Here is a 20,945-nt window from a genome sequence, read left to right as displayed (position 1 = left end):
ACCGCCACGGCGGTCACGGCGTCACGGCTCGTCCCCGGCCGTGAGTGCCGCCGAGGCCAGGGCCGTCGCCGGGTCCCGGGCCGGGCCGCCCGCGGGGACCCAGTGGCCGCCTTCCTCGCGGAACGGCCACCAGCGGCCGTTCCGGTCCAGGCGGATCTGGTGCGGCGAACCGACGACGGTCCAGCGGTTGGCCCGTGCCCGCAGGGACGGCCTCTCGTCCCCGTCCCAGGTCGCGTCCAGCGCCGCACGCGCGCGGGAGAGCGTGTCGCCCCGCACCGTCCACTCCTCCTCGAGCACCGACAGCGCGGCCGCGCCTCCCAGCCGCCACGCGCGTACGGCGGCGGCCAGCGCCTCGTGGCCGCGCCCCGAGCCGTCGCCGAGACGCTCCCGCACGGCCGCCTCGGGGTCGCCCGCGGCCAGGCGAACGGCGTCCTGCGCGGCCGTCGGCTCCGCAGCGGCCGGCTGCCGGTCGTGTCCGGCGCGCAGGGCGTCGGCGAGCAGACGGTGCGCCTCCGCCGCGGTACGGGAGGCCAGGAAGGACAGCGCCGCCGGGTCGACACCGGGCGGCGGCGCCGCCTCGGTGTCCAGGGCCGGCGGTTCGCCGGGCCCGTCCGGAAGGAGGGGAGGCGGAGGCGGGGGAGGCAGCAGCTGCCCCGCCGCGTAGGCCTCGGCCGCGTCCACCCCCTCCGGCCGGGAGGCCGTCCCTTCGACGGGCGCGCCGTCGCGTGACTCCAGGGCGGACAGCACGGCGCTCTCGCCGCGCCCGCGCATCAGCAGCAGGACGAGGGGATCCCGGTCCAGCAGCCGCGCCACCTGGTAGCAGAGCGCCGCGGTGTGCCCGCAGTGGTCCCAGGTGCCGCAGTCGCACTCCGGTTCCAGGTCGCCCAGGCCGGGCAGCAGGTCGATGCCCGCCGACGCGGCGTCCTCGACCAGGTGCGGGGGCATCTCCCGGTCCAGCAGAGCCGCGACGTGGCCGGAGCGCTCGACCGCCATGTCGACGAAGCGGTCCCACTGCTCGTCGGACAGCTCCTCGAGCAGGACGTCGGCGCGGTGCGCCGTACGGTCCCGGTCCTGGACCACCGCCGTGATGCGGCCCGGCCGCACCGAGACGGCCCCGACCGCTCCCGCGCGCGCGAGACGCCGTCCCTCCTTCACCTGCGCGCCGTCCATGGCCGCGTCCTCCAGGGCCTTCAGCCAGGCCCGCCCCCACCAGGTCCGCGCGAATCCCCTGCCGGGCGAGGGCGGCAACGGGGCGAACGTCCGTTCCTCGCCGCGGCCGGCGCCGTTGTCGCCGCCGTCGAACCCGTCGCCGTCATCGCCGTCGTACCGAGTCATCGCACACCCCCGCGCAGGTCGACCAGATCGGCCAGTTCCGCGTCCGTCAGTTCCGTGAGTGCCGCCTCGCCCGTTCCCAGCACGGCGTCGGCCAGCGCGCTCTTGCGGTTCAGCAGGGCCGCGATGCGGTCCTCGACGGTCCCCTCGGCGATCAGCCGGTGGACCTGCACCGGCCGGGTCTGGCCGATGCGGTGGGCGCGGTCGGTCGCCTGGGCCTCGACGGCCGGGTTCCACCAGCGGTCGTAGTGCACGACGTGCTCCGCGCGCGTGAGGTTCAGCCCGGTGCCCGCCGCCTTCAGGGACAGCAGGAAGACGGGGACCTCGCCGTCCTGGAACCGCCGTACCAGCGCCTCCCGTTCGGTGACCGGCGTACCGCCGTGCAGGAACAGCGACGGCACGCCGCGGGCGGCCAGGTGCCGTTCGAGGATCCGTGCCATCTGCACGTACTGGGTGAACACGAGCACGCTCGCGTCCTCGGCGAGGATCGTGCCGAGCAGTTCGTCCAGGAGTTCCAGCTTCCCGGAGCGACCGGCGATCCCCGGACCGCCGGAACGGTCCTCCTTGAGGTACTGCGCCGGGTGGTTGCAGATCTGCTTCAGGCTCGTCAGCAGCTTCACGATCAGCCCCCGCCGCGCCATGCTGTCGGCTCCGGAGATCTCCGCGAGCGCCTCGCGCACCACCGCCTCGTACAGGCCCGTCTGCTCCGCGGTCAGCGACACGGGATGGTCGGTCTCGGTCTTCGGCGGCAGTTCGGGCGCGATCCCCGGGTCCGACTTGCGGCGCCGGAGCAGGAACGGCCGCACGAGCCGGGACAGCCGCTCCGCCGCGGCCGGGTCCTGGCCGCCCTCGACGGCCTGCGCGTAACGCCTGCGGAAGGTGCCGAGCCGGCCCAGCAGCCCCGGGACGGCCCAGTCCAGGACGGCCCACAGCTCCGACAGGTTGTTCTCCACCGGCGTGCCGGTGAGCGCCACGCGCGCGCGTGCGCCGATGGAACGCAGCTGCCGCGCGGTCTCCGAGTACGGGTTCTTCACGTGCTGGGCCTCGTCCGCCACGACCATGCCCCACTCCACGGCGGCCAGCCGTTCCGCGTCCAGACGCATGGTGCCGTAGGTGGTGAGCACGAACTCGCCGTCGGCCGGGTCCGTCAGGTCGCGCCGGGGGCCGTGGAAGCGCCGCACGGGCGTGCCGGGCGCGAACCGCTCGATCTCGCGCTGCCAGTTGCCCATCAGGGACGTCGGGCAGACGACCAGGGTGGGACCGGCGGCCGACGCGTCGGTCTGCCGGTGCAGGTGCAGGGCGATCAGCGTGATCGTCTTGCCGAGGCCCATGTCGTCGGCGAGACAGCAGCCCAGGCCCAGGGAGGTCATGCGGGCCAGCCAGTTCAGGCCCCGCCGCTGGTAGTCGCGCAGCGTGGCGTCGAGGGCGGCCGGCTGGGCGACGGCGTCCTGCCCCTCGGGATCGGCGATCCGCTCCCGCAGGGCCGCCAGCCATCCGGTGGGCCGCACCTCGACGCGGCGTCCGTCGACCTCCGTCGAGCCCGTCAGGGCGGCGGCGAGCGCGTCGACGGGCGTGACCTTGTGGTCCTGCCGGGCGCGGGCCCGGCGCACCTCCTCCGGGTCGACGAGGACCCACCGGTCGCGCAGCCGCACCACGGGCCGGCCGGCCTCGGCGAGCCGGTCCAGTTCGTCGCGCGTGAGCCGCTCGTCGCCCAGGGCGAACCACCAGTCGAAGGCGAGCAGCGCGTCGGCGGACAGGAACGACGGCCCGCCGTCCCCGAAGGCGGCGCCCGGCACCGGTTCGCCGTCGGGCGGTCCGACCTCCGCGCGGGTGGTGAGGTCACGGACCAGCTCCCGCGGCCAGTGCACGTCGACGCCGGCGCCGGCGAGCGCCCGGGTGCCCGCTCCGAGGAGCTCGGCGACCTCCTCGTCGGCGAGTTCGACGGCCTCCGGCACGGTGGCCGACAGCAGCGGGGCCAGCGGCGGCCAGGCCCGTGCCGCACGGCGCAGCGCGAGCAGGGCGTCCGTCCGCGCGCGCGTGCCGAACGCGTCGCCCACGGCGCCGGACCACACCTCGGCGGTGTCCGCGACGCGCGCGGGATCGCTCACGCTGTGCACCTGGGGCACGGCCCGGAAGGCCGGTGACGCGTCCCCGGAGGCGGCCGTCAGGTTCCGTACCTCGACGCGCAGCGACAGCCGCACGCCCGTGTCGTGTCCCGCGGCGACGTCGGCGGCCCAGGCGCGCAGCTCGGGCAGCTTCCGCGGCTCCGCCGCCGCGTAGGCGGGTCCGCCCGTCACCAGCGTGGCGGCGGGGGAGCGGGGCAGTGCGTCGGCGACGGCGTCCAGGAAGGCGCGCACCAGCCGTTCCGGGTCCGGCAGCCGGGGCGGCCCGGCGTCGCCCACCGGGACGGCGTGCGCCTCGGGGGGCATGGCGGCGGCGAGGTGGCGGACCCGTTCGGTGTCCCGCGCGTCCAGCGGGCCCGCGCGCCACGCGTCGTGGTCGGTCCCGGTCAGGCCGGGCAGCAGCAGTCCCCGTGCCACCAGGTGCAGGGCCTCCACGGCGACGGCGCCCCAGAACACGGCCGCCCGGTGGCCGGACGCGCCGGCACGCGCACGCGTGAGGACCGGCAGCGCCTCCCGCACCGGCAGCAGGACGGCGGGCGCGTGGACCGCTTCCACCCCGCCGCCGTCCGGTACCAGGACCGTCAGGTCCGTCACGGACGCCGAGGGGACGGGCGGCGGGTCCTCGCCGTCGGGCCGCCAGAAGGCGACCGTGCCGGTACGGGCCGGGTCGCCGGGCACGAACACGGCGCAGCACCGGGCGAGTTCTGACATGGAGGAGATGGTTGCGGGAAGGGCCGTCTGCGCAGCGATGACGTATTCCTCAAATTTGACTAGTGGAAGTCGCGGTCGCCGATTATACATGAGCTACGATGCTGCGGGTGCCGTCTCACTGTGTTCCGGGCCACTGCCGACGGGACGCCCCGAGTACGGTCACCGACGGCTTCTCGGGGTTGGACAAGGGTCAGGTCTCAGGGTCGTCTCAGGGGCGAGGTGCGGAACTGCGGGAAGCGCGGGCCCGTTTCCCGGACAGAGGCGGCAGTCGCCGCGAAGGAGGCGCACCATGTCGAAGAACGCCAAGATCGCCGCGGGGGGTGCGGCGGCCGGACTGATCCTGCTCATCTGGCTGCCCTGGTGGGCCGCCCTGCTGATAGTCCTCGGAGTCCCGGCCGCCGCGTACCTCACGCTGGACCCCTCGCAGCGGCGCAGGCTGCGCCGCGTCACGCGCAAGGAGCTCGGTCGCTGACGCGCTGACGCCCGGATCAGCCGGGCCGGACGGCCATCGCGTCGAGGGCGTCCAGCAGGCCGGGCAGCTCCGGGCCCCGGCCCACCGGCAGCACCTCACCGGGTTCCTCGTCCAGCAGGACGAAGGCGATGTCGTCGGTCCTGGCCACGAGGGACCAGCCGGGGCCGTCGGCGCGCAGGGTCCGCGCGTCGCCCGGCGCGAACGACGACCGGACCCGGCCGAGCGGCGGAGGCGTGTCGACGTAGGCGCGGGCCTCCGCGAGCACCCGCCGGACACCACCGTGTCCCGGTGCGCCGGCCGCGGCGCCGGCGGTCCCTGTGACGGCGTCGGTGTCTTCCGCGTCCGCGTTCTCCGCGTCCGCGTCCTCCGCGTCCGCCCCGCCCTCCCGCTCCGCACCGTCTCCCGGGCCGGCGTCCCCGGCCGGCGCCGGGAAGTCGGCGTCGTCGACCTGCTCCCGCCACCGCGCCCACTGGAGCGCGATCTCGTCGGCGCCCAGGCGCCGCTGGGCGGGCCCCCACACCGCGGTGTCCGGCGGGGCCAGCGGGGGCCGGCCGGACAGCTCGGGGTCGGGGTCGTGCGGCGCGGGCACGTCCGGGGCCGCCACGGCGACCGCGAGGGGCCAGCCGGGCAGGGCGGCGACGACCGTACGCTCGTCCGGCGACAGGTCGTACTCCATTCCGCAGTCCCAGGAGGCCACGGCGACGGCGACCAGCGAGACGTCGTCGATGACGACGGTCCACCGGGCGCCGTCCCCGTCCTGGCCGAGCACCAGCCCGTAGCCGTCGGCCAGCGGAGGGAGACCCAGCGCGGCGCACGCCTCCGGGTAGTCGTCGCCCAGCACACTCGGGAACTTCGCCGGTGTCAGCAGCACCGCGGTGAGCACATAGAGCGCATCGTCCGCGGCGGCGACGGTGTCCTCGTCCGTCCCTGCCATCCCAGCCTCCCCATCGGTTCGTCCAACGGCGCGCACCCTAGTGCGACCAGGAGGCCCTTGTCACGGGCTCCGCACCCGGCCGAGCTGCGGTTCTCCGGGCGGTCGGGGGCGAATCGACCGGATTCCGGGGCGGCGCGCGTCACACCGCCGGAAGCCCGAGCAGCGCACGGGCCACGTCCCGCGGCGACTCGCCGCGTTCCCGTGCGAGCGCGACGACCGCCCGGCACGCCAGCTCGTTCACCCCGAAGGACAGGGCCTCCGGCGACACCCACCCCGCCGCCTCGTCGATGCCCTCCTGGTCGTCGTCCGCACACGCCGAGACGTACGCGGCGGCCGCCTCGAACAGATTGTGCGAGCGCGCGTCCCTCTCCGACCTCCCCTCCGTGCGCCGGGTGCCGACCCATCCGCCCCAGACCTTGCGGGTCCTGCCGAGCATGCTGACCACCCTCCCCTGCCGATGTCATGGCTGATCGTTCATCTCCTGCCGTTCAACGTAGAGTTGAAGCCTCGACAGCAGAAGGGGACGGCCACCGTGAAGCGCTTCGAACGGCTCGAGGAGATCCGGCGGATGGACCCGTACCGGGACGCTTCGGAGATCTACCGGCTCTCCTCCGCCTACGAGTTCCCCTGGGACTTCACCCGCGCGCTCGAACTCGCCCTCTACCGCACCTACGCCGTGCCGAGCATCGGCCGGCTGCTGGCCGAGACGGCGGAACTCACGGACCGCCCCCAGAAGCGGTACGACGACACCGTGCTGCTCCTCGACGCCGTCGTCGAGCACGGCTTCGGCAGCGAGGAGGGGCGCACGGCGATCCGCCGCATCAACCAGATGCACCGCAGCTACGACATCACCGATGACGACATGCGGTACGTCCTGTGCACCTTCGTCGTGATGCCCAAACGCTGGATCGACGCCTACGGCTGGCGCAGGATGTCCGGCCACGAGACCGTCGCCTGCGCCGTCCACTACCGCACCCTGGGGCGGCACATGGGCATCAAGGACATCCCGGAGTCCTACGAGGAGTTCGAGGCCTTCCTCGACGCCTACGAAGAGGCCCACTTCGCGTGGGACGAGGGCGCGCGCCGGGTCTCCGACGCCACACTCGATCTCATGACCTCCTGGTACCCGCGTCCCCTCGCGCCCCTCCTGCGGGCCGGCACCCTCGCCCTGCTCGACGAGCCCCTCCTGCGGGCCTTCCGCTACGCCCCGCCGGCGCCCGCCACCCGTGCGATCGCGCGCCGCGCGGTACGGCTGCGGGGACGCGCGGTCCGCCTCATGCCGCCGCGGCGCGCCCCGCACCACGCCCGGCAGAACCGGGAGGTCAAGGGCTACCCGAACGGCTACCGGCTGGCGGACCTGGGCACCCGCCCGGCCCCCGGCGCGGCGGGCTGTCCCGTGCGCCACATCGGCACGTCAGCCGTCGAGTGAACCGATCGTCTCCCGCAGCCAGCTGAGTTCGGCGCGCGAGGTCGCCCGCGCGATGGTCAGCACGCCGCGCCGGAAGGGGTCGTCCAGTTCCTCCGCGCGCAGCGGCCGGTCACCGTCGTGGAAGAAGCTCGTGGGCTCCTCCAGGAAGGCCAGCCGACGGCGCAGCACGGCCGTCTGGGCGGCGGCGTCGTCCAGGTGCCGGAGGAAGGCGAGCACCGTGAACCAGCGGTTCTCGTCGGTGATGTCGCGCCGCGCGGGCTCCGCCAGCCGGCGGCGCAGTTCACGCCGACCCTCCTCGGTGAGCGTCAGGACGTGGCGTGGGGCGGCGACCGAGCCGGGCCGTGTGGTGCGCGCCAGCAGACCCGCCTTCTCCAGCCGCTTGATCGCGGGATAGAGCGTGCTCTCGGCGACGGGACGCACGTGTCCGGTCAGCGCGCCGATGCGCTTGCGCAGTTCGTAGCCGTGCAGTGGGGCGTCGTACAGAAAACCGAGGATGGCCAGCTCCAGCATGCCCGCATTCTCGCGCATGGCCGTTGTCCACCTGCCACCTCTTACCTCGGGCCACGGATACTCCGGTTCATTCATACATCGGTTGCGATGTATTCTTTCCCGGCGCGGGAACGCCGCGGTCCGCCCGACGAAGGGAAGACGGGATGAGGGAGACCGAGTTCGACGCCGGAGGAAGCCGCATCCGCTGGACGGAGACGCCGGGGGCGGAACCGGCACGGGTGTACGTGCACGGACTCGGGGCGATGTCGTCCGTGTACCACGCGCACATCGCGTCCCGCCCCGAACTCGCGGGCCGGCGCAGCCTCTTCGTCGACCTGCCCGGCCACGGCATCAGCGACCGGCCCCAGGACTTCGGTTACACCCTCGACGACCACGCGGGTGCGCTCGCCGCGGCGTTGGACGCGGCGGGCGTGACCGGTGCCGAACTGATCGCGCACAGCATGGGCGGCTCGGTCGCCGTCGTCCTGGCCCACCGGCGGTCCGAACTGGTCTCCCGCCTCGTCCTCGCCGAGGCCAACCTCGACGCCTTCCCGCCGCCGACCGCCGGCAGCAGCGGCATCGCCGTCCACGAGGAGGACGACTTCGTGCACGGTGCCCACGCGCGCGTGCTCGAGAACGTCGGCCCCCGGTGGGCCGCGACGATGAGGCTGGCCGACCCGCGCGCCCTGCACCGCTCCGCCGTCGGTCTGCGGCGCGGGTCGGAACCGGTGATGCGCACCCTGCTCGAAGGGCTGGACATCGACCGCGTGTACCTGCAGGGCGAGTTCAGCGGTGAACTGGCCGGCCGCGGGGCCCTGGAGGCCGCGGGCGTGTGCGTGGTGACCGTGCCGGGCGCGGGGCACAACGTCATGTTCGACAACCCGGACGCGTTCGCGGCGGCCGTCGCGGGACGGGTCTGAGCGGTCAGCCCTCGCGGACGGCCAGGGCGAGGAACCGGGCGTCCTCGTCGGCGTACGACGTCATGCGCCATCCGGAACCGGCCAGCAGCGGCCGGAGGTTGGGCTCGGCACGCAGATCGTCCGGGGTGATCCGCCGCCCCTGCCGTGCCGCGAGCGCCGCCCTGCCGATCGGATGGAACAGCGCCAGCACGCCGCCGGGACGCACGACCCGTGCCAGCTCCCTCAGATTGCCCGCCGGATCGGGCAGATGGGCGATCAGTCCCGCCGCGAACACCGCGTCGAGCGAGCGCGGGCGCAGCGGCAGCACGGCCACGTCGGCCAGCAGCAGCCGTCCGTCCCGGTCCCTGCCGGCCCGTACGGCGGCATCGAGCATGGCCGGGGTCAGATCGGCGCCGACGACCGTTCCCGACGGGCCCACGGCCGCCCGCAGCGGCGGCAGGGCGCGTCCGGTGCCGCAGCCCGCGTCGAGCACCCGGTCCCCCTCGCGCAGCCCCAGTGCGGCGACGGCGGCCGCGTAGGCGGGGCCGTCGTCGGGGAACCGGCTGTCCCAGTCGGCGGCGCGGGCCGCGAAGAACTCCTGGACGTGTGTGTGTTCGTCGCTCATGCTCCGGATGATCCCCCGACCGGCACCGAGGAAGTCACGGCGCACACGTTCGAGCCTGACGCGATCGTTCCACCGCCTCTCTGTGTCATATCCCGGCAGCTTTCGAACGCGCCCCCGTTGTGCGCCCCCGGCAGGACTAGCGTCCCGGGGCCATGGGACACCTGGACCACGCCGCCCTGGGCTGGCTGACCCCCGCGCTGTCGTACGCGATGGCCTGCACCGGCGCCGCCCTCGGTCTGCGCTGCACCGTGCGCGCCCTCGGCGCCACCGGGCGCCCGCGCCGCAACTGGCTGCTCACCGCGGCCACGGCGATCGGCACCGGCATCTGGACGATGCACTTCGTCGCCATGCTCGGCTTCCGGGTCAGCGGCACCGACATCCGCTACGACGTACCGCTCACCCTCCTGAGCCTGGTCGTCGCCGTGCTCGTCGTCTGCGCCGGCGTCTTCGCGGTGGGGTACGGCCGAGAACGGGGCCGGGCGCTCCTGCTCGGCGGGCTCACCACGGGGCTCGGCGTCGCGAGCATGCACTACCTCGGCATGGCGGCCGTACGCCTGCACGGCGACGTGAGCTACGACCCGGCGCGGGTCGTCCTCTCCGTCGTGATCGCCGTCGTCGCGGCCACGGCGGCGCTGTGGGCCGCGCTCGACATCAGGTCGCCCCTCGCGGTCACCCTCGCCTCCCTGCTCATGGGAGCGGCGGTGAGCAGCATGCACTACGCCGGGATGTCCGCGGTGAGCGTGCGCGTCACGCCGTCCGGCGAGCCCCTGCCCGGGGCCACGGCGATGCAGTTCGTCTTCCCCCTCGCCGTCGGGCTCGGCTCCTACCTGTTCCTGACCTCGGCCTTCGTCGCGCTGTCGCCGGCCGCGGGGGAGCGCGAGGCGTCCGCTTCGGTTCAGCAGCCCCTCCGGAGCCCCGCACGGTAGCGGCGGCCCCGGGCCACCGGTGGCCCGGGGAAACAGGCCCGCACCGATCCAGTCAGAAGCGAGGAGGCCATGCGCCCACTCCGTACGACCCCCGCGACCGGCGCCGGGGCGCCGCCCCCGCCGCCCGTGCGCGGCCGTCGCGCGCACGCCGGGCCACCGGCCGACGAGAGACCGGCGGAGCCCGCGGGCGAGGCACCGGACCCGGCCCCCGCGCGCGCGTGGCGCCGGCGCGTACGCCCGCGCACCGTGCGCGCCAAGGTCGTCTGTCTGCTGATGGTTCCGGTGGTCTCCCTCCTGGCCCTGTGGGCGTACGCCACCGTCACCACCGCCCAGGACGTCTCCCGGCTGCGCCGGGTGCAGCGGGTGGACGCCCAGGTCCGGGCGCCGGTGAACGCCGCCGTCGCCGCGTTGCAGGCGGAGCGGACGGCAGCCGTACGCCGCGCCACCGACCCGGCGGCGGTACCGGCCGGCGACTACGAGGCACTGTCCGCACGCACCGACCGGGCCGTGGGGAAGCTGCGGCTGGGCGAGCACAGCACCGTCGCCGACGGCGAGGAACTCCCCGTCGGTGTGGCACGGCGGCTCGAGGCGTTCGTCGGCGGTGCCGAGGGGCTGGGCCCGCTGCGCAGCGCCGTGCTCGAGCGCCGCGCGGACTGGAAGGAGACCCACCAGCGGTACACGACGGCCATCTCGGCGGCCTTCGGCGTGGGCGGTGCGCTGAGCGGTGCGCAGGACGCGGACCTCGGCTCCGACGCGCGCGTGCTGGTCGAGTTCGCCCGCGCGGGCGAGGCGCTGGCCCAGGAGGACGCCGTACTCGCCGGCGCCCGGCTCACCGGCGGCCTCGACGGCGAGCGGCTGCGGCTGTTCGCCGGTGCCGTCGGTGCCCGCCGTGCCCTCACCGGGGCCGCAGTCGCCGACCTGCGCGGTACGGAACGCGCCGCCTGGCTGGAACTCGCCGGCGGCGCCGCCTACACGAGGGTGGGCGTCGTCGAGGACAGGCTGCTGGGCGGCGGGGCGGGCGGCCGGCCGATCGAGGCCGCGGCACCCCGCGGCTCCTGGGACACGGCCCACGCGCGCGTGCGGGACGGCATGCGGGCCATCGAACAGGACGCCGGGCGGGGAGTCGCCGCCCGGGCCGATCCGTTCGCCCGGGGCGTGCTCACCCCGGCCGGGGCCGCCGTCCTCTTCGGCCTCCTCGCCGTCGCCGCGTCACTGGTCATCTCCGTCCGCATCGGCCGCGGCCTCGTGGTCGAGCTGGTGAGCCTGCGCGACAGCGCCCTGGAGATCGCCCGGCACAGACTTCCCGAAGCCATGCGCCGGCTGCGCACGGGAGAGGAGATCGACATCCGGGCCGAGGCCCCGCCGGGCGCACCCGCCGAGGACGAGACCGGGCAGGTCGCCGAGGCCCTCGGCACCGTGCACCGCGCCGCGCTGCGGGCCGCCGTCGAGCGCGCCGAGCTCGCCGGCGGGATCTCGGGGGTCTTCGTCAGCCTCGCCCGCCGCAGCCAGATCCTCGTCCACCGCCAGCTGAGCCTCCTCGACAGCATGGAACGCCGCTCCGACGACCCGAACGAACTGAGCGACCTGTTCCGCCTCGACCACCTCACCACCCGGATGCGCCGCCACGCCGAGAGCCTGATCATCCTCTCCGGCGCGGCCCCCGGACGCGCCTGGCGCATGCCGGTCCCGGTGACCGACGTCGTCCGCGCGGCGGTCTCCGAGGTCGAGGACTACGCGCGCGTGGAGGTACGGCGACTGCCCGAGGCGTCCGTCGTCGGCGCCGCCGTCGCCGACCTCACCCACCTCGTCGCCGAGGTCATCGAGAACGCGGCGCAGTTCTCGCCGCCCCACACGCGTGTGAGCGTGACCGGGGAACCCGTCGGGAACGGCTACGCGCTCGAGGTGGAGGACCGCGGGCTCGGCATGGGGCAGGAGGCCCTCGCGGAGGCCAACCGCCGCATCGCCCGGTCGGAGGCGTTCGACCTGTCCGACAGCGATCGGCTCGGCCTGTTCGTGGTCAGCCGGCTCGCGTCCCGGCACGGCATCAAGGTCCATCTGAGGACCTCGCCCTACGGCGGCACCACCGCCGTCGTCCTCCTGCCCACCGCCCTGCTGCACGACGGAGCGGCGGAAGGCTCCCCCGGGGACGCCCGACCGCCCCGTGCGCGGCCACCCCTGCCCTCCGGGGCGGCGCAGGACGAGGTGGCACAGGGGGAAGCGGCACGGAAGGAAGCGGCGGAGGGAGCGGGGGAGCCGAAGGAGCACCGGCTCGCGCGCGTGCCCGCCGGCATCCCGCGCCAGGAGCCCGCCCCCGCCGGCCGGCCCGCACCGGTGGCACCCGTACCCGCCGCGGTGGAGACCGCGAACACGAGTCGGCCCACAGGAGCCCCCACCTTGCGTCTGCACCCGGCCGCCGGCCGATCCCCCGACCGTTCCCCCGGCCGGACCGAGGGATCCGACGACCTTCCCCGCCGTGTGCGCCAGGCCGGCCTCGCCCCCCAACTGCGCAACGGGCGACCGGAGGAAACCGCACAGCCCCTCCCACCGCACGACCAGGACGAGCGCACCCCCGAGCGCGTACGCGACCGCATGGCGGCGTACCGCGACGGCTGGACGCGCGGGGGCGGCAGACAACCCGGCCGCGGAGTCCCGCCCGGCGCGACGACCGCCCGCGACACCAGCGAAGGAGACCCCGCATGACCCAGGACCCCCGCACGGCGCCCGACCGGCGGACCGGCGGACTCGACTGGCTGCTGGACGACATGGTCCTGCGCGTGAGCGAAGTGCGGCACGCCGTCGTGCTGTCGAACGACGGACTCGCCGTGGGCGCCTCGACGGGCCTCGGACGCGAGGACGCCGAGCACTTGGCCGCCGTCTCCTCCGGCTTCCACAGCCTCGCCAAGGGCGCGGGCCGGCACTTCGGCGCCGGGGGCGTGCGCCAGACCATGGTGGAGATGGACGACGCCTTCCTGTTCGTCGCCGCCGCGGGGGACGGCTCGTGCCTCGCCGTCCTCACCGCCGTGACCGCCGACATCGGCCTGGTCGCCTACGAGATGGCACGGCTGGTCAGGCGGGTCGGCGAGCACCTCTGCACGCCGCCGCGCGCAGCGGCCCGGCCGCCCGCCGCCGGATGACGGGGGAGGGTGGTCCGCGCAGATGACCGAGGACATGGCGGGCGGCGTGCCCGGCCGGCCGGGCAGCCGGTGGTACGACGACGAGGCCGTCCCCCTGGTCCGTCCCTACGCGATGACGGGCGGCCGCACCCGGCCGGGCCCCGCCGGAGTGCCGTTCGACCTGATCGCCCTCGTCGCCCTGGACCCGGGCGCGACCGCTGCCGGCCACGCCGCGCTCGGACCGGAGCACCGGGCCCTGATCGAGCTGTGCCGCACGGAGACCCAGTCGGTCGCCGAGCTCGCGGCCGGCGCGGACCTGCCCGTGGGGGTCGTCCGGGTACTCCTCGGCGACCTGGTCGAACTGGGCTCCGTGACCGTCAGCCGCCCCGTACCGCCCGCACGACTCCCCGACGAGCGCATCCTGCGCGAGGTGATCAACGGGCTGCGCGTCCTGTAGGGGCCGTCCGAACCGAGGAGAAGAGACCGCAGACCATGACAGCGAAGAGCGCCCACGACGACCCGCCCGCCCGCGACGCCCGCGCGCGTACGCCGAGGCCGCCGCACACACCCACGGCCGCCGGCCGCCGCCCGTACTCCCGAGAGAAGTGATCGATGGTCTCCGAGCACTCCGACGCCACCGGCGGCGACACGACCGCGCTGGCGTTGAAGATCCTGGTCGCCGGAGGATTCGGCGTGGGCAAGACCACCCTGGTGGGAGCGGTCAGCGAGATCAGGCCGCTGCGCACGGAGGAACTGCTCAGCGAGGCCGGACAGGGAGTGGACGACACCGGCGGCATCGACCAGAAGGTCACCACGACCGTCGCCATGGACTTCGGACGCATCACCATCCGGTCCGGGCTCTCCCTCTACCTCTTCGGCACGCCGGGCCAGGACCGCTTCTGGTTCCTGTGGGACGAACTCGCCCAGGGCGCCCTCGGCGCGGTCGTCCTCGCGGACACCCGGCGCCTGGAGGACTGTTTCCCGGCGGTGGACTACTTCGAGCACCGGCGCATCCCGTTCGTGGTGGCCGTCAACTGCTTCTCGGGTGCTCGCCGGCACGGAACCGACGACGTCCTGCGCGCTCTCGACCTGGACACCGGGACGCCCGTGGTGCTGTGCGACGCGCGGGAACGCGACTCGGGGAAGGATGTGCTGATCCGGCTGGTCGAGTACGCCGGGCGGATGCACACCGCCCGGCTGCTCGACTCCGTGCGATGACCGGCTCACCGCCCCCGCGGCGGACACGCTTCCGCGCCGGCGCACCGCCCCCTCCGCGGTGTCCCGCCCCGCCCCTGCTGCGGCGCACTGCCCCCTCCGCGGCGTCCCGCCCCGCCCCTGCTGCGGCACACCACCGCGTCCGGGGGCGGCTCAGTCCGCCACGGCCTTCTGCGCCACGACCTTGTCGACCGTGACGCGGACCAGGAGCTCTCCCGGTACGCCGTTGCGGGCCCCGAACTCCTCGGCGCGGTCCTCGCCCATGTACCGGGCCCCGATCCGCGCGGCCCAGTGCCTCAGTTCGCCGGAGTCCTCCACGATGCGCGCACGGCCCTGCAGCACCACGTAGTCGAAGGGCGGCCGGTCGTCGTCCACGCACAGGGCCACCCGGCCGTCCCTGAGCAGGTTGCGTCCCTTCACGGTGTTCTCGCCGGTGTTGAACACCACCTCGTTTCCGTCCAGCAGGAACCAGATCGGCGCCACATGCGGACTGCCGTCCGCGCGAACGGTGGAGAGCTTCGCCGTGCGGGTGCCGTGGGAGACGAACGCCCGCCACTCGTCGTCGGTCATCTTCTGTGCCATGCACCCATCCTCCTTGCCCGTGGCCCGGGTGTGGGGAAGGCTGGCGGGCAGATCCCCCGGGCAGGGGGAGACGAGGCATACGGGGACAACACGGGGAGAGCGGACCATGGCGCAGAAGCAGGGACTCGGCTGGCTGCTGGACGACCTGACCGAGCGGGTGGAACACGTACGGCACGCGCTGGTCCTGTCCAACGACGGGCTGGTGACGGGCGCGAGCACGGGACTGCGGCGGGAGGACGCCGAGCACCTCGCCGCCGTCTCGTCCGGACTCCACAGCCTGGCCAAGGGCTCGGGCCGCCACTTCGGGGCCGGCGGAGTACGGCAGACGATGGTCGAGTTCGACGACGCGGTGCTGTTCGTCACGGCGGCGGGCTCCGGCAGCTGCCTGTGCGTGCTCAGCGGGGCGGAGGCCGACATCGGGCAGATCGCCTACGAGATGACGCTGCTCGTCAACCGGGTCGGCGAACACCTCGACATCGACGCGCGGCAGCCGGACCGGAATCCTTCCATAGAACTTTGAAGAGCCCTGAAGAGCCCTGAAGGCCCCGAAGAATCCTGAAGAGCCCTGACCAGGCATTTCAAGGACCGTCGAACGGCAGGTGCGGAGTTTTCCACAGGCTCGTCACGGGTGGTGCGGCAGCGGCTACGGTTCTGTGCCAAGCGGCCGACGACGGCGTCGGCCGGCGCACTCCACGGGGGAGACGAGCATGTCCGCGAAGACCACCGGGACCGACAGCACGACCACCGCCGAACGGATCACCACCACTCGGGAGGACTCGGTCGCGCCGAGCCGGGCGGCACGGGAACTCGGTCTGAGGCGAAGCGAGTTCGACATCGCCGTGCATCTCGGACGCATCCGCACCGTCCCCGACGCCCGGGGAGGCGGACGGCGCGTGCCCCGTGCCGAGATCCAGCGGATCCGGGCGGAGGCGGGCTTTCCCGACGCCTTGCGGTCCGGCGTCCGGACGGTGGGAACGACGGACGGCGCGGCCCTGCTGAAGGTGACGAAGGCGCGGTTCACCCGTCTCGCCCGGCTGGGGCTGCTGGTGCCCACGGCGTTCTCCCTCAACCGCTACCGGGTCGTGGTCTGGAGGTATCTCGCCGACGACCTGGAGAAGTTCGCGGCCGACGAGCGGAACGCGGCGCTGCTGACGGGGCGCACGCCCCAGGGCCTGCGGGACCAGCTGGCGGAGGGGCTGGACCTGCGCCCCCGCAACTGGCGGGGCCGGTACCTCGAGCATCTGCTCCGCCGGACGGACGACCCGTGGGCCCGGGCGGCCGCCGTGGCCTCGCTGCTCGACCCGGTCGACGTCTCGGAGGTCGTCGAGGACCCCTACGAACGCTCCCACTTGAGCCGGTTCCGTCCGGCCCGGCCGGCCCACGGCTCACCGGGCTCCCCGGCCGCGCGGATCGCCGAAGAACTCATGACGGCGGACGGTCCGGACGAGATCGGCCGGCTCCGGTCCGACCTGGCGCGCGCCGTGCGCGCCGCGCGCCTGCTCCACCCGGCGCCACGCCCGGCCCCGCGGGAGCACCGGCACCGCCCGGTGCCGATGGCGCACGGGCGTCGCCGGACACCGGCGGCACACGGACATCGGGCCGCGCGCCCCGCCCTTCAGCCGGTGCCGGGCCCACCCGGCCCGGCACCGACGCGGCACCGGGCCGAGGACTCCGGGCGGATCCGCGGCCTGCTCGGCCGGCTCCGCCGCAGAAGGCCGTGACCTACAGGGACCGGAACAGCCCCTCCTGGACGACGGACACCAGCAGGCGCCCCTCCAGGTCGTAGATCCGCCCGCGGGCCAGTCCCCGCCCGCCGGTCGCGATCGGGGACTCCTGGTCGTACAGGAACCACTCGTCGGCGCGGAACGGCCGGTGGAACCACATGGCGTGGTCCAACGACGCCATGTCGAAGCCCCGCGGCCCCCACAGGGGCTCCACCGGGATCCGCACGGCGTCCAGGAGGGTCATGTCGCTGGCGTAGGTCAGCGCGCAGGTGTGCACGAGCGGGTCGTCGCCGAGCGGTCCGACCGCGCGCATCCACACCGCGCTGCGCGGCTCGGCGCCCTCGACCTCCTCGGGGGTCCAGCGCAGCCGGTCGACGTAGCGGATGTCGAAGGGCTGGCGGCGGGCCATCCGCTCCAGCTGCTCCGGCAGCGCACCCAGGTGCTCCCGGATCTCCTCGGTGACCGTCGGCAGGGACTCCGGGTCCGGGACCTTGCGCGCCGGCGGCAACTGGTGCTCGAAACTCCCCTGTTCAGGCTTGTGGAAGGAGGCGGTGAGCGTGAAGATCGTGCGGCCCTGCTGCACGGCGGTGACCCGGCGGGTCGTGAACGACCGCCCGTCACGGTCCCGTTCGACCTGGTACACGATCGGCACGCCCGGACGTCCCGGGCGCAGGAAGTACGCGTGCAGCGAGTGCACCGGGCGGTCGCCCTCCGTGGTGCGTCCGGCGGCGACCAGTGCCTGGCCGGCCACCTGGCCGCCGAAGACCCGCTGCAGGGACTCCTCGGGGCTGCGGCCGCGGAAGATGTTGACCTCGATCTGCTCCAGGTCGAGCAGGTCGACGAGGCTCTCGGCCGGATTCGTCATCGGTGGGTCTCTCCTGTGCTCACAGCTGGCCGACATCGGTGACGCGGACGACCGCCCGGCCCTCGGCGTCCGAGGCCGCGAGATCGACCTCGGCGCTGATGCCCCAGTCATGGTCGTCGTTCGGGTCGTCGAAGATCTGCCGCACGCGCCACAGACCGTTCCCCGGCTCCTCCTCGATCACCAGCAGCTTCGGGCCGCGGGCGTCGGGACCGGTACCGAGGTCGTCGTACTCGTCCCAGTACTTGTCCATGGCCTCGCCCCACGCGTCGGCGTCCCAGCCGGCGTCGCCGTCCATCTCGCCGAGCTCCTCCACCTGGTCGAGGGCGGCGAGTTCGACGCGGCGGAACATGGCGTTGCGGACGAGGACGCGGAAGGCGCGTGCGTTGGCGGTGACCGGACGCACCTGGTCGGCCTTCTCCTGGGCCTCCTCGGCGGTCATCACCTCGGGGTTGGCGAGCTGCTCCCACTCGTCCAGCAGGCTGGAGTCGACCTGGCGCACCATCTCGCCGAGCCACTCGATCAGGTCCTGGAGGTCGTCGGACTTCAGGTCGTCGGGGACGGTGTGGTCGAGGGCCTTGTAGGCGCTGGCGAGGTAGCGCAGCACGATGCCCTCGGTGCGGGCCAGCTCGTAGTGGGAGACCAGCTCCGTGAAGGTCAGCGCCCGCTCGTACATGTCGCGGATGACCGACTTCGGCGACAGCGGATGGTCACCGACCCACGGGTGGCTCCTGCGGTACGTGTCGTAGGCGTGGAAGAGCAGCTCCTCCAGCGGCTTCGGGTACGTGATGTCCTGGAGGCGCTCCATGCGCTCCTCGTACTCGACGCCGTCCGCCTTCATCGCGGCCACGGCCTCACCGCGCGCCTTGTTCTGCTGGGCGGCGAGGATCTGCCGCGGATCGTCCAGTGTGGACTCCACGACGGACACCATGTCCAGCGCGTACGACGGCGACTCGGGATCCAGCAGCTCGAACGCGGCCAGGGCGAAGGTGGAGAGCGGCTGGTTCAGCGCGAAGTCCTGCTGGAGGTCGACCGTCAGGCGGACGATGCGGCCCTCGGCGTCGGGCTGGTCGAGCTTCTCGACGATGCCGCCGTCCAGCAGCGAGCGGTAGATGGCGATCGCCCGCCGGATGTGCCGCAGTTGCTGCTTGCGCGGCTCGTGGTTGTCCTCCAGCAGGTGCCGCATCGCCGCGAAGGCGTTGCCGGGCCGGGCGATCACCGACAGCAGCATCGTGTGCGTGACCCGGAAACGGGAGGTCAGCGGCTCCGGCTCGGAGGCGATGAGCTTCTCGAAGGTGCTCTCCGACCAGGCCACGAAGCCCTCGGGCGCCTTCTTGCGGACGACCTTGCGCCGCTTCTTCGGGTCGTCACCGGCCTTCGCGAGCGCCTTCTCGTTCTCGATGACGTGCTCGGGCGCCTGGGCGACGACGAAGCCCTCGGTGTCGAATCCGGCGCGTCCGGCGCGTCCGGCGATCTGGTGGAACTCCCGGGCCCGCAGCGTGCGCACCCGGCTGCCGTCGTACTTGGTCAGTGCCGTGAACAGCACGGTGCGGATCGGGACGTTGACGCCGACGCCGAGCGTGTCGGTCCCGCAGATCACCTTCAGCAGCCCGGCCTGGGCCAGCTTCTCCACCAGCCGCCGGTACTTGGGCAGCATGCCCGCGTGGTGCACGCCGATGCCGTGCCGGACGTAACGGGAGAGGTTGCGGCCGAACTTCGTGGTGAAGCGGAAGTTGCCGATCAGCTCGGCGATCTTCTCCTTCTCCTCGCGCGTGCACATGTTGATGCTCATCAGCGCCTGCGCCCGCTCCACGGCCTGCGCCTGCGTGAAGTGCACGATGTAGACGGGCGCCTGCCGGGTCTCCAGCAGGTCGGTGAGCGTCTCGGTGAGCGGCGTGTAGCGGTACTCGTAGGACAGCGGCACCGGGCGGGTGGCCGAGCGGACCACCGCCGTGGGACGGCCGGTGCGGCGCGCGAGGTCCTTCTCGAAGAACGAGACGTCACCGAGCGTGGCCGACATCAGGACGAACTGCGCCTGCGGCAGTTCCAGGAGCGGGATCTGCCAGGCCCAGCCCCGGTCCGGTTCCGCGTAGAAGTGGAACTCGTCCATGACGACCTGGCCGATGTCCGCGTGCCTGCCGTCGCGCAGCGCGATCGAGGCCAGCACCTCGGCGGTGCAGCAGATGACGGGGGCGTCGGCGTTCACCGAGGCGTCGCCGGTGAGCATGCCGACGTTCTCTGTGCCGAAGAGCTTGCACAGCTCGAAGAACTTCTCGGACACCAGCGCCTTGATGGGAGCCGTGTAGAAGGTGACCTCGTCCCGGGCCAGCGCGGCGAAGTGGGCGCCGGCCGCGATCATGCTCTTGCCGGAGCCGGTGGGCGTCGACACGATCACGTTGGCGCCCGAGACCACCTCGATCAGCGCCTCCTCCTGATGGGGGTAGAGCGTGAGACCGCGCTCCTGGGCCCACGACTCGAAGGCTTCGTACAGGGCGTCGGGATCGGCGGTCGGCGGGAGCTGGTCGATGAGGGTCACGCCCCCATCTTGCCTGGCCCGGGCCGCGAGGGGGGAATCGGATGCCGGAACGAAGATCACGACCGCTACGCTGGGTCGCCGACGACGCGCCAGCGGACCCGGAGACGCACCCGGACAACTGGACAGCGGCACACGAGGAATGGGGCGGGCAACGGCGATGATGGGACCAGCACACTCACTGTCGGGCGCCGCGGCCTGGCTCGGCGTCGGGGCGGCGACCGCCGCGGCCGGACATCCGATGCCCTGGCCGGTGCTGCTCGTCGGGGCCCTGATCTGCGCCGGCGCCGCCCTCGCCCCGGACCTCGACCACAAGGCCGCCACCATCTCCCGGGCCTTCGGACCCGTCTCCCGGTGGCTGTGCGAGATCGTCGACAAGCTGTCGTACGCCGTCTACAAGGCCACGAAGAAGCGGGGCGACCCGCGCCGCTCCGGCGGGCACCGCACGCTGACGCACACCTGGCTGTGGGCCGTCCTGATCGGCGCGGGCTCCTCGGCCCTGGCCGTCACGGGCGGCCGTTGGGCGGTGCTCGCGATCCTCTTCGTGCACATGGTGCTCGCCATCGAGGGCCTGCTGTGGCGGGCGACCCGCGGCTCCAGCGCCGACGTGCTGGTCTGGCTGCTCGCCGCGACGAGCGCGTGGATCCTCGCCGGGACACTGGACGAGCCGGAGGGCGGCTCGGACTGGCTGTTCACCGCACCCGGCCAGGAGTACCTGTGGCTGGGGCTGCCGATCGTGCTGGGCGCGCTGGTGCACGACATCGGGGACGCGCTGACCGTCTCGGGCTGCCCGATCCTGTGGCCCATACCGGTGGGCCGCAAGCGCTGGTATCCCATCGGCCCGCCGAAGGCCATGCGGTTCCGGGCGGGCAGCTGGGTGGAGCTGAAGGTCCTGATGCCGGCCTTCATGGTGCTCGGCGGAGTGGGCTGCGCGGCGGCACTCGGCTTCATCTGAGGTGTCCGCCGGGTCCGGGCC

20 protein-coding genes are annotated in these 20,945 nt (G+C 73.9%); 11 read left to right on the top strand and 9 right to left on the bottom strand.

From position 1 onward, the window contains the following. Window positions 1-21 precede the first annotated feature (21 nt). Both ACZ4V6_RS11195 and ACZ4V6_RS11190 read right to left on the bottom strand, forming a co-directional pair. On the bottom strand, window positions 22-1,335 hold the full coding sequence (locus ACZ4V6_RS11195; protein WP_467825142.1) for an SWF or SNF family helicase: 1,314 nt from the start codon (window positions 1,333-1,335) through the stop codon (window positions 22-24). Beyond that, window positions 1,332-4,166 carry a DEAD/DEAH box helicase gene (locus tag ACZ4V6_RS11190; protein ID WP_467825140.1) on the bottom strand — a complete coding sequence of 945 codons (2,835 nt, stop codon included), beginning with the start codon at window positions 4,164-4,166 and terminating at the stop codon, window positions 1,332-1,334. Before ACZ4V6_RS11190 ends, ACZ4V6_RS11195 begins: the two co-directional genes overlap by 4 nt. A gap of 289 nt (window positions 4,167-4,455) precedes the next feature. Here ACZ4V6_RS11190 and ACZ4V6_RS11185 point away from each other — a divergent pair, with 289 nt between their 5' ends. After that, complete coding sequence (locus tag ACZ4V6_RS11185) at window positions 4,456-4,638, top strand: hypothetical protein (protein ID WP_467825138.1); 183 nt, start codon at window positions 4,456-4,458, stop codon at window positions 4,636-4,638. A gap of 16 nt (window positions 4,639-4,654) precedes the next feature. Here ACZ4V6_RS11185 and ACZ4V6_RS11180 read toward each other — a convergent pair whose 3' ends face one another. Both ACZ4V6_RS11180 and ACZ4V6_RS11175 read right to left on the bottom strand, forming a co-directional pair. Further along, on the bottom strand, window positions 4,655-5,572 hold the full coding sequence (locus ACZ4V6_RS11180) for a hypothetical protein (RefSeq protein ID WP_467825135.1): 918 nt from the start codon (window positions 5,570-5,572) through the stop codon (window positions 4,655-4,657). A 139-nt stretch (window positions 5,573-5,711) separates the two neighbouring features. Next, window positions 5,712-6,008 (bottom strand): hypothetical protein, encoded by a 297-nt coding sequence (locus tag ACZ4V6_RS11175; protein WP_467825133.1) that lies wholly within the window; start codon window positions 6,006-6,008, stop codon window positions 5,712-5,714. A gap of 96 nt (window positions 6,009-6,104) precedes the next feature. Between ACZ4V6_RS11175 and ACZ4V6_RS11170 the strand changes: the two genes are divergently transcribed. Further along, window positions 6,105-7,001: an oxygenase MpaB family protein gene (locus ACZ4V6_RS11170; protein WP_467825131.1), complete on the top strand. Its 897-nt coding sequence runs from the start codon at window positions 6,105-6,107 to the stop codon at window positions 6,999-7,001. Here ACZ4V6_RS11170 and ACZ4V6_RS11165 read toward each other — a convergent pair. Then, window positions 6,987-7,511: a PadR family transcriptional regulator gene (locus ACZ4V6_RS11165; RefSeq protein ID WP_467825623.1), complete on the bottom strand. Its 525-nt coding sequence runs from the start codon at window positions 7,509-7,511 to the stop codon at window positions 6,987-6,989. The two genes, ACZ4V6_RS11170 and ACZ4V6_RS11165, sit on opposite strands and share 15 nt — an antisense overlap. Before the next feature lie 143 nt (window positions 7,512-7,654). On the opposite strand from ACZ4V6_RS11165, the gene ACZ4V6_RS11160 reads away from it, so the two are divergent. Then, window positions 7,655-8,410: an alpha/beta fold hydrolase gene (locus ACZ4V6_RS11160; RefSeq protein WP_467825128.1), complete on the top strand. Its 756-nt coding sequence runs from the start codon at window positions 7,655-7,657 to the stop codon at window positions 8,408-8,410. A 4-nt stretch (window positions 8,411-8,414) separates the two neighbouring features. Here the strand turns inward: ACZ4V6_RS11160 and ACZ4V6_RS11155 are convergent, their stop codons facing one another. Then, a complete protein-coding gene (locus ACZ4V6_RS11155) occupies window positions 8,415-9,014 on the bottom strand; it encodes a class I SAM-dependent methyltransferase (RefSeq protein WP_467825126.1) in 600 nt (199 codons plus the stop codon). 152 nt (window positions 9,015-9,166) lie between these two features. Between ACZ4V6_RS11155 and ACZ4V6_RS11150 the strand changes: the two genes are divergently transcribed. The 5 genes from ACZ4V6_RS11150 to ACZ4V6_RS11130 all read left to right on the top strand — a co-directional run bounded on the left by ACZ4V6_RS11150 (window position 9,167) and on the right by ACZ4V6_RS11130 (window position 14,271). Further along, window positions 9,167-9,940 (top strand): MHYT domain-containing protein, encoded by a 774-nt coding sequence (locus tag ACZ4V6_RS11150; RefSeq protein WP_467825123.1) that lies wholly within the window; start codon window positions 9,167-9,169, stop codon window positions 9,938-9,940. A gap of 69 nt (window positions 9,941-10,009) precedes the next feature. Beyond that, window positions 10,010-12,640 (top strand): sensor histidine kinase, encoded by a 2,631-nt coding sequence (locus ACZ4V6_RS11145; RefSeq protein ID WP_467825120.1) that lies wholly within the window; start codon window positions 10,010-10,012, stop codon window positions 12,638-12,640. Further along, window positions 12,637-13,074: a roadblock/LC7 domain-containing protein gene (locus ACZ4V6_RS11140; RefSeq protein ID WP_467825117.1), complete on the top strand. Its 438-nt coding sequence runs from the start codon at window positions 12,637-12,639 to the stop codon at window positions 13,072-13,074. Before ACZ4V6_RS11145 ends, ACZ4V6_RS11140 begins: the two co-directional genes overlap by 4 nt. Window positions 13,075-13,096: 22 nt before the next feature. After that, a complete protein-coding gene (locus ACZ4V6_RS11135; RefSeq protein ID WP_467825114.1) occupies window positions 13,097-13,510 on the top strand; it encodes a DUF742 domain-containing protein in 414 nt (137 codons plus the stop codon). A gap of 155 nt (window positions 13,511-13,665) precedes the next feature. Continuing rightward, window positions 13,666-14,271 (top strand): GTP-binding protein, encoded by a 606-nt coding sequence (locus ACZ4V6_RS11130; protein ID WP_467825112.1) that lies wholly within the window; start codon window positions 13,666-13,668, stop codon window positions 14,269-14,271. A 150-nt stretch (window positions 14,272-14,421) separates the two neighbouring features. Here the strand turns inward: ACZ4V6_RS11130 and ACZ4V6_RS11125 are convergent, their stop codons facing one another. After that, window positions 14,422-14,850, bottom strand: coding sequence for a PPOX class F420-dependent oxidoreductase (locus ACZ4V6_RS11125; RefSeq protein ID WP_467825109.1), 429 nt, complete (start codon window positions 14,848-14,850; stop codon window positions 14,422-14,424). Between the two features lie 106 nt (window positions 14,851-14,956). Between ACZ4V6_RS11125 and ACZ4V6_RS11120 the strand changes: the two genes are divergently transcribed. Next, entirely contained in the window at window positions 14,957-15,370 is a 414-nt protein-coding gene (locus ACZ4V6_RS11120) for a roadblock/LC7 domain-containing protein (protein ID WP_467825107.1), read from the top strand. A gap of 187 nt (window positions 15,371-15,557) precedes the next feature. Next, on the top strand, window positions 15,558-16,571 hold the full coding sequence (locus ACZ4V6_RS11115; protein WP_467825105.1) for a DUF6397 family protein: 1,014 nt from the start codon (window positions 15,558-15,560) through the stop codon (window positions 16,569-16,571). A gap of 1 nt (window position 16,572) precedes the next feature. Here the strand turns inward: ACZ4V6_RS11115 and ACZ4V6_RS11110 are convergent, their stop codons facing one another. Together ACZ4V6_RS11110 and ACZ4V6_RS11105 are read right to left on the bottom strand one after the other, a co-directional pair. Continuing rightward, window positions 16,573-17,439: an acyl-CoA thioesterase gene (locus tag ACZ4V6_RS11110; RefSeq protein ID WP_467825103.1), complete on the bottom strand. Its 867-nt coding sequence runs from the start codon at window positions 17,437-17,439 to the stop codon at window positions 16,573-16,575. Between the two features lie 19 nt (window positions 17,440-17,458). Then, window positions 17,459-19,972, bottom strand: a complete 2,514-nt coding sequence (locus tag ACZ4V6_RS11105) for a DEAD/DEAH box helicase (protein ID WP_467825100.1) — start codon at window positions 19,970-19,972, stop codon at window positions 17,459-17,461. A 157-nt stretch (window positions 19,973-20,129) separates the two neighbouring features. Between ACZ4V6_RS11105 and ACZ4V6_RS11100 the strand changes: the two genes are divergently transcribed. Continuing rightward, window positions 20,130-20,924 (top strand): metal-dependent hydrolase, encoded by a 795-nt coding sequence (locus tag ACZ4V6_RS11100; protein ID WP_467825097.1) that lies wholly within the window; start codon window positions 20,130-20,132, stop codon window positions 20,922-20,924. Window positions 20,925-20,945: the final 21 nt, after the last annotated feature.

This window comes from Streptomyces sp. NPDC029152, from assembly GCF_055564355.1.
The sequence above is the reverse complement of the archived record's forward strand: the minus strand, read 5'-3'. Positions and strand labels throughout refer to the sequence as shown.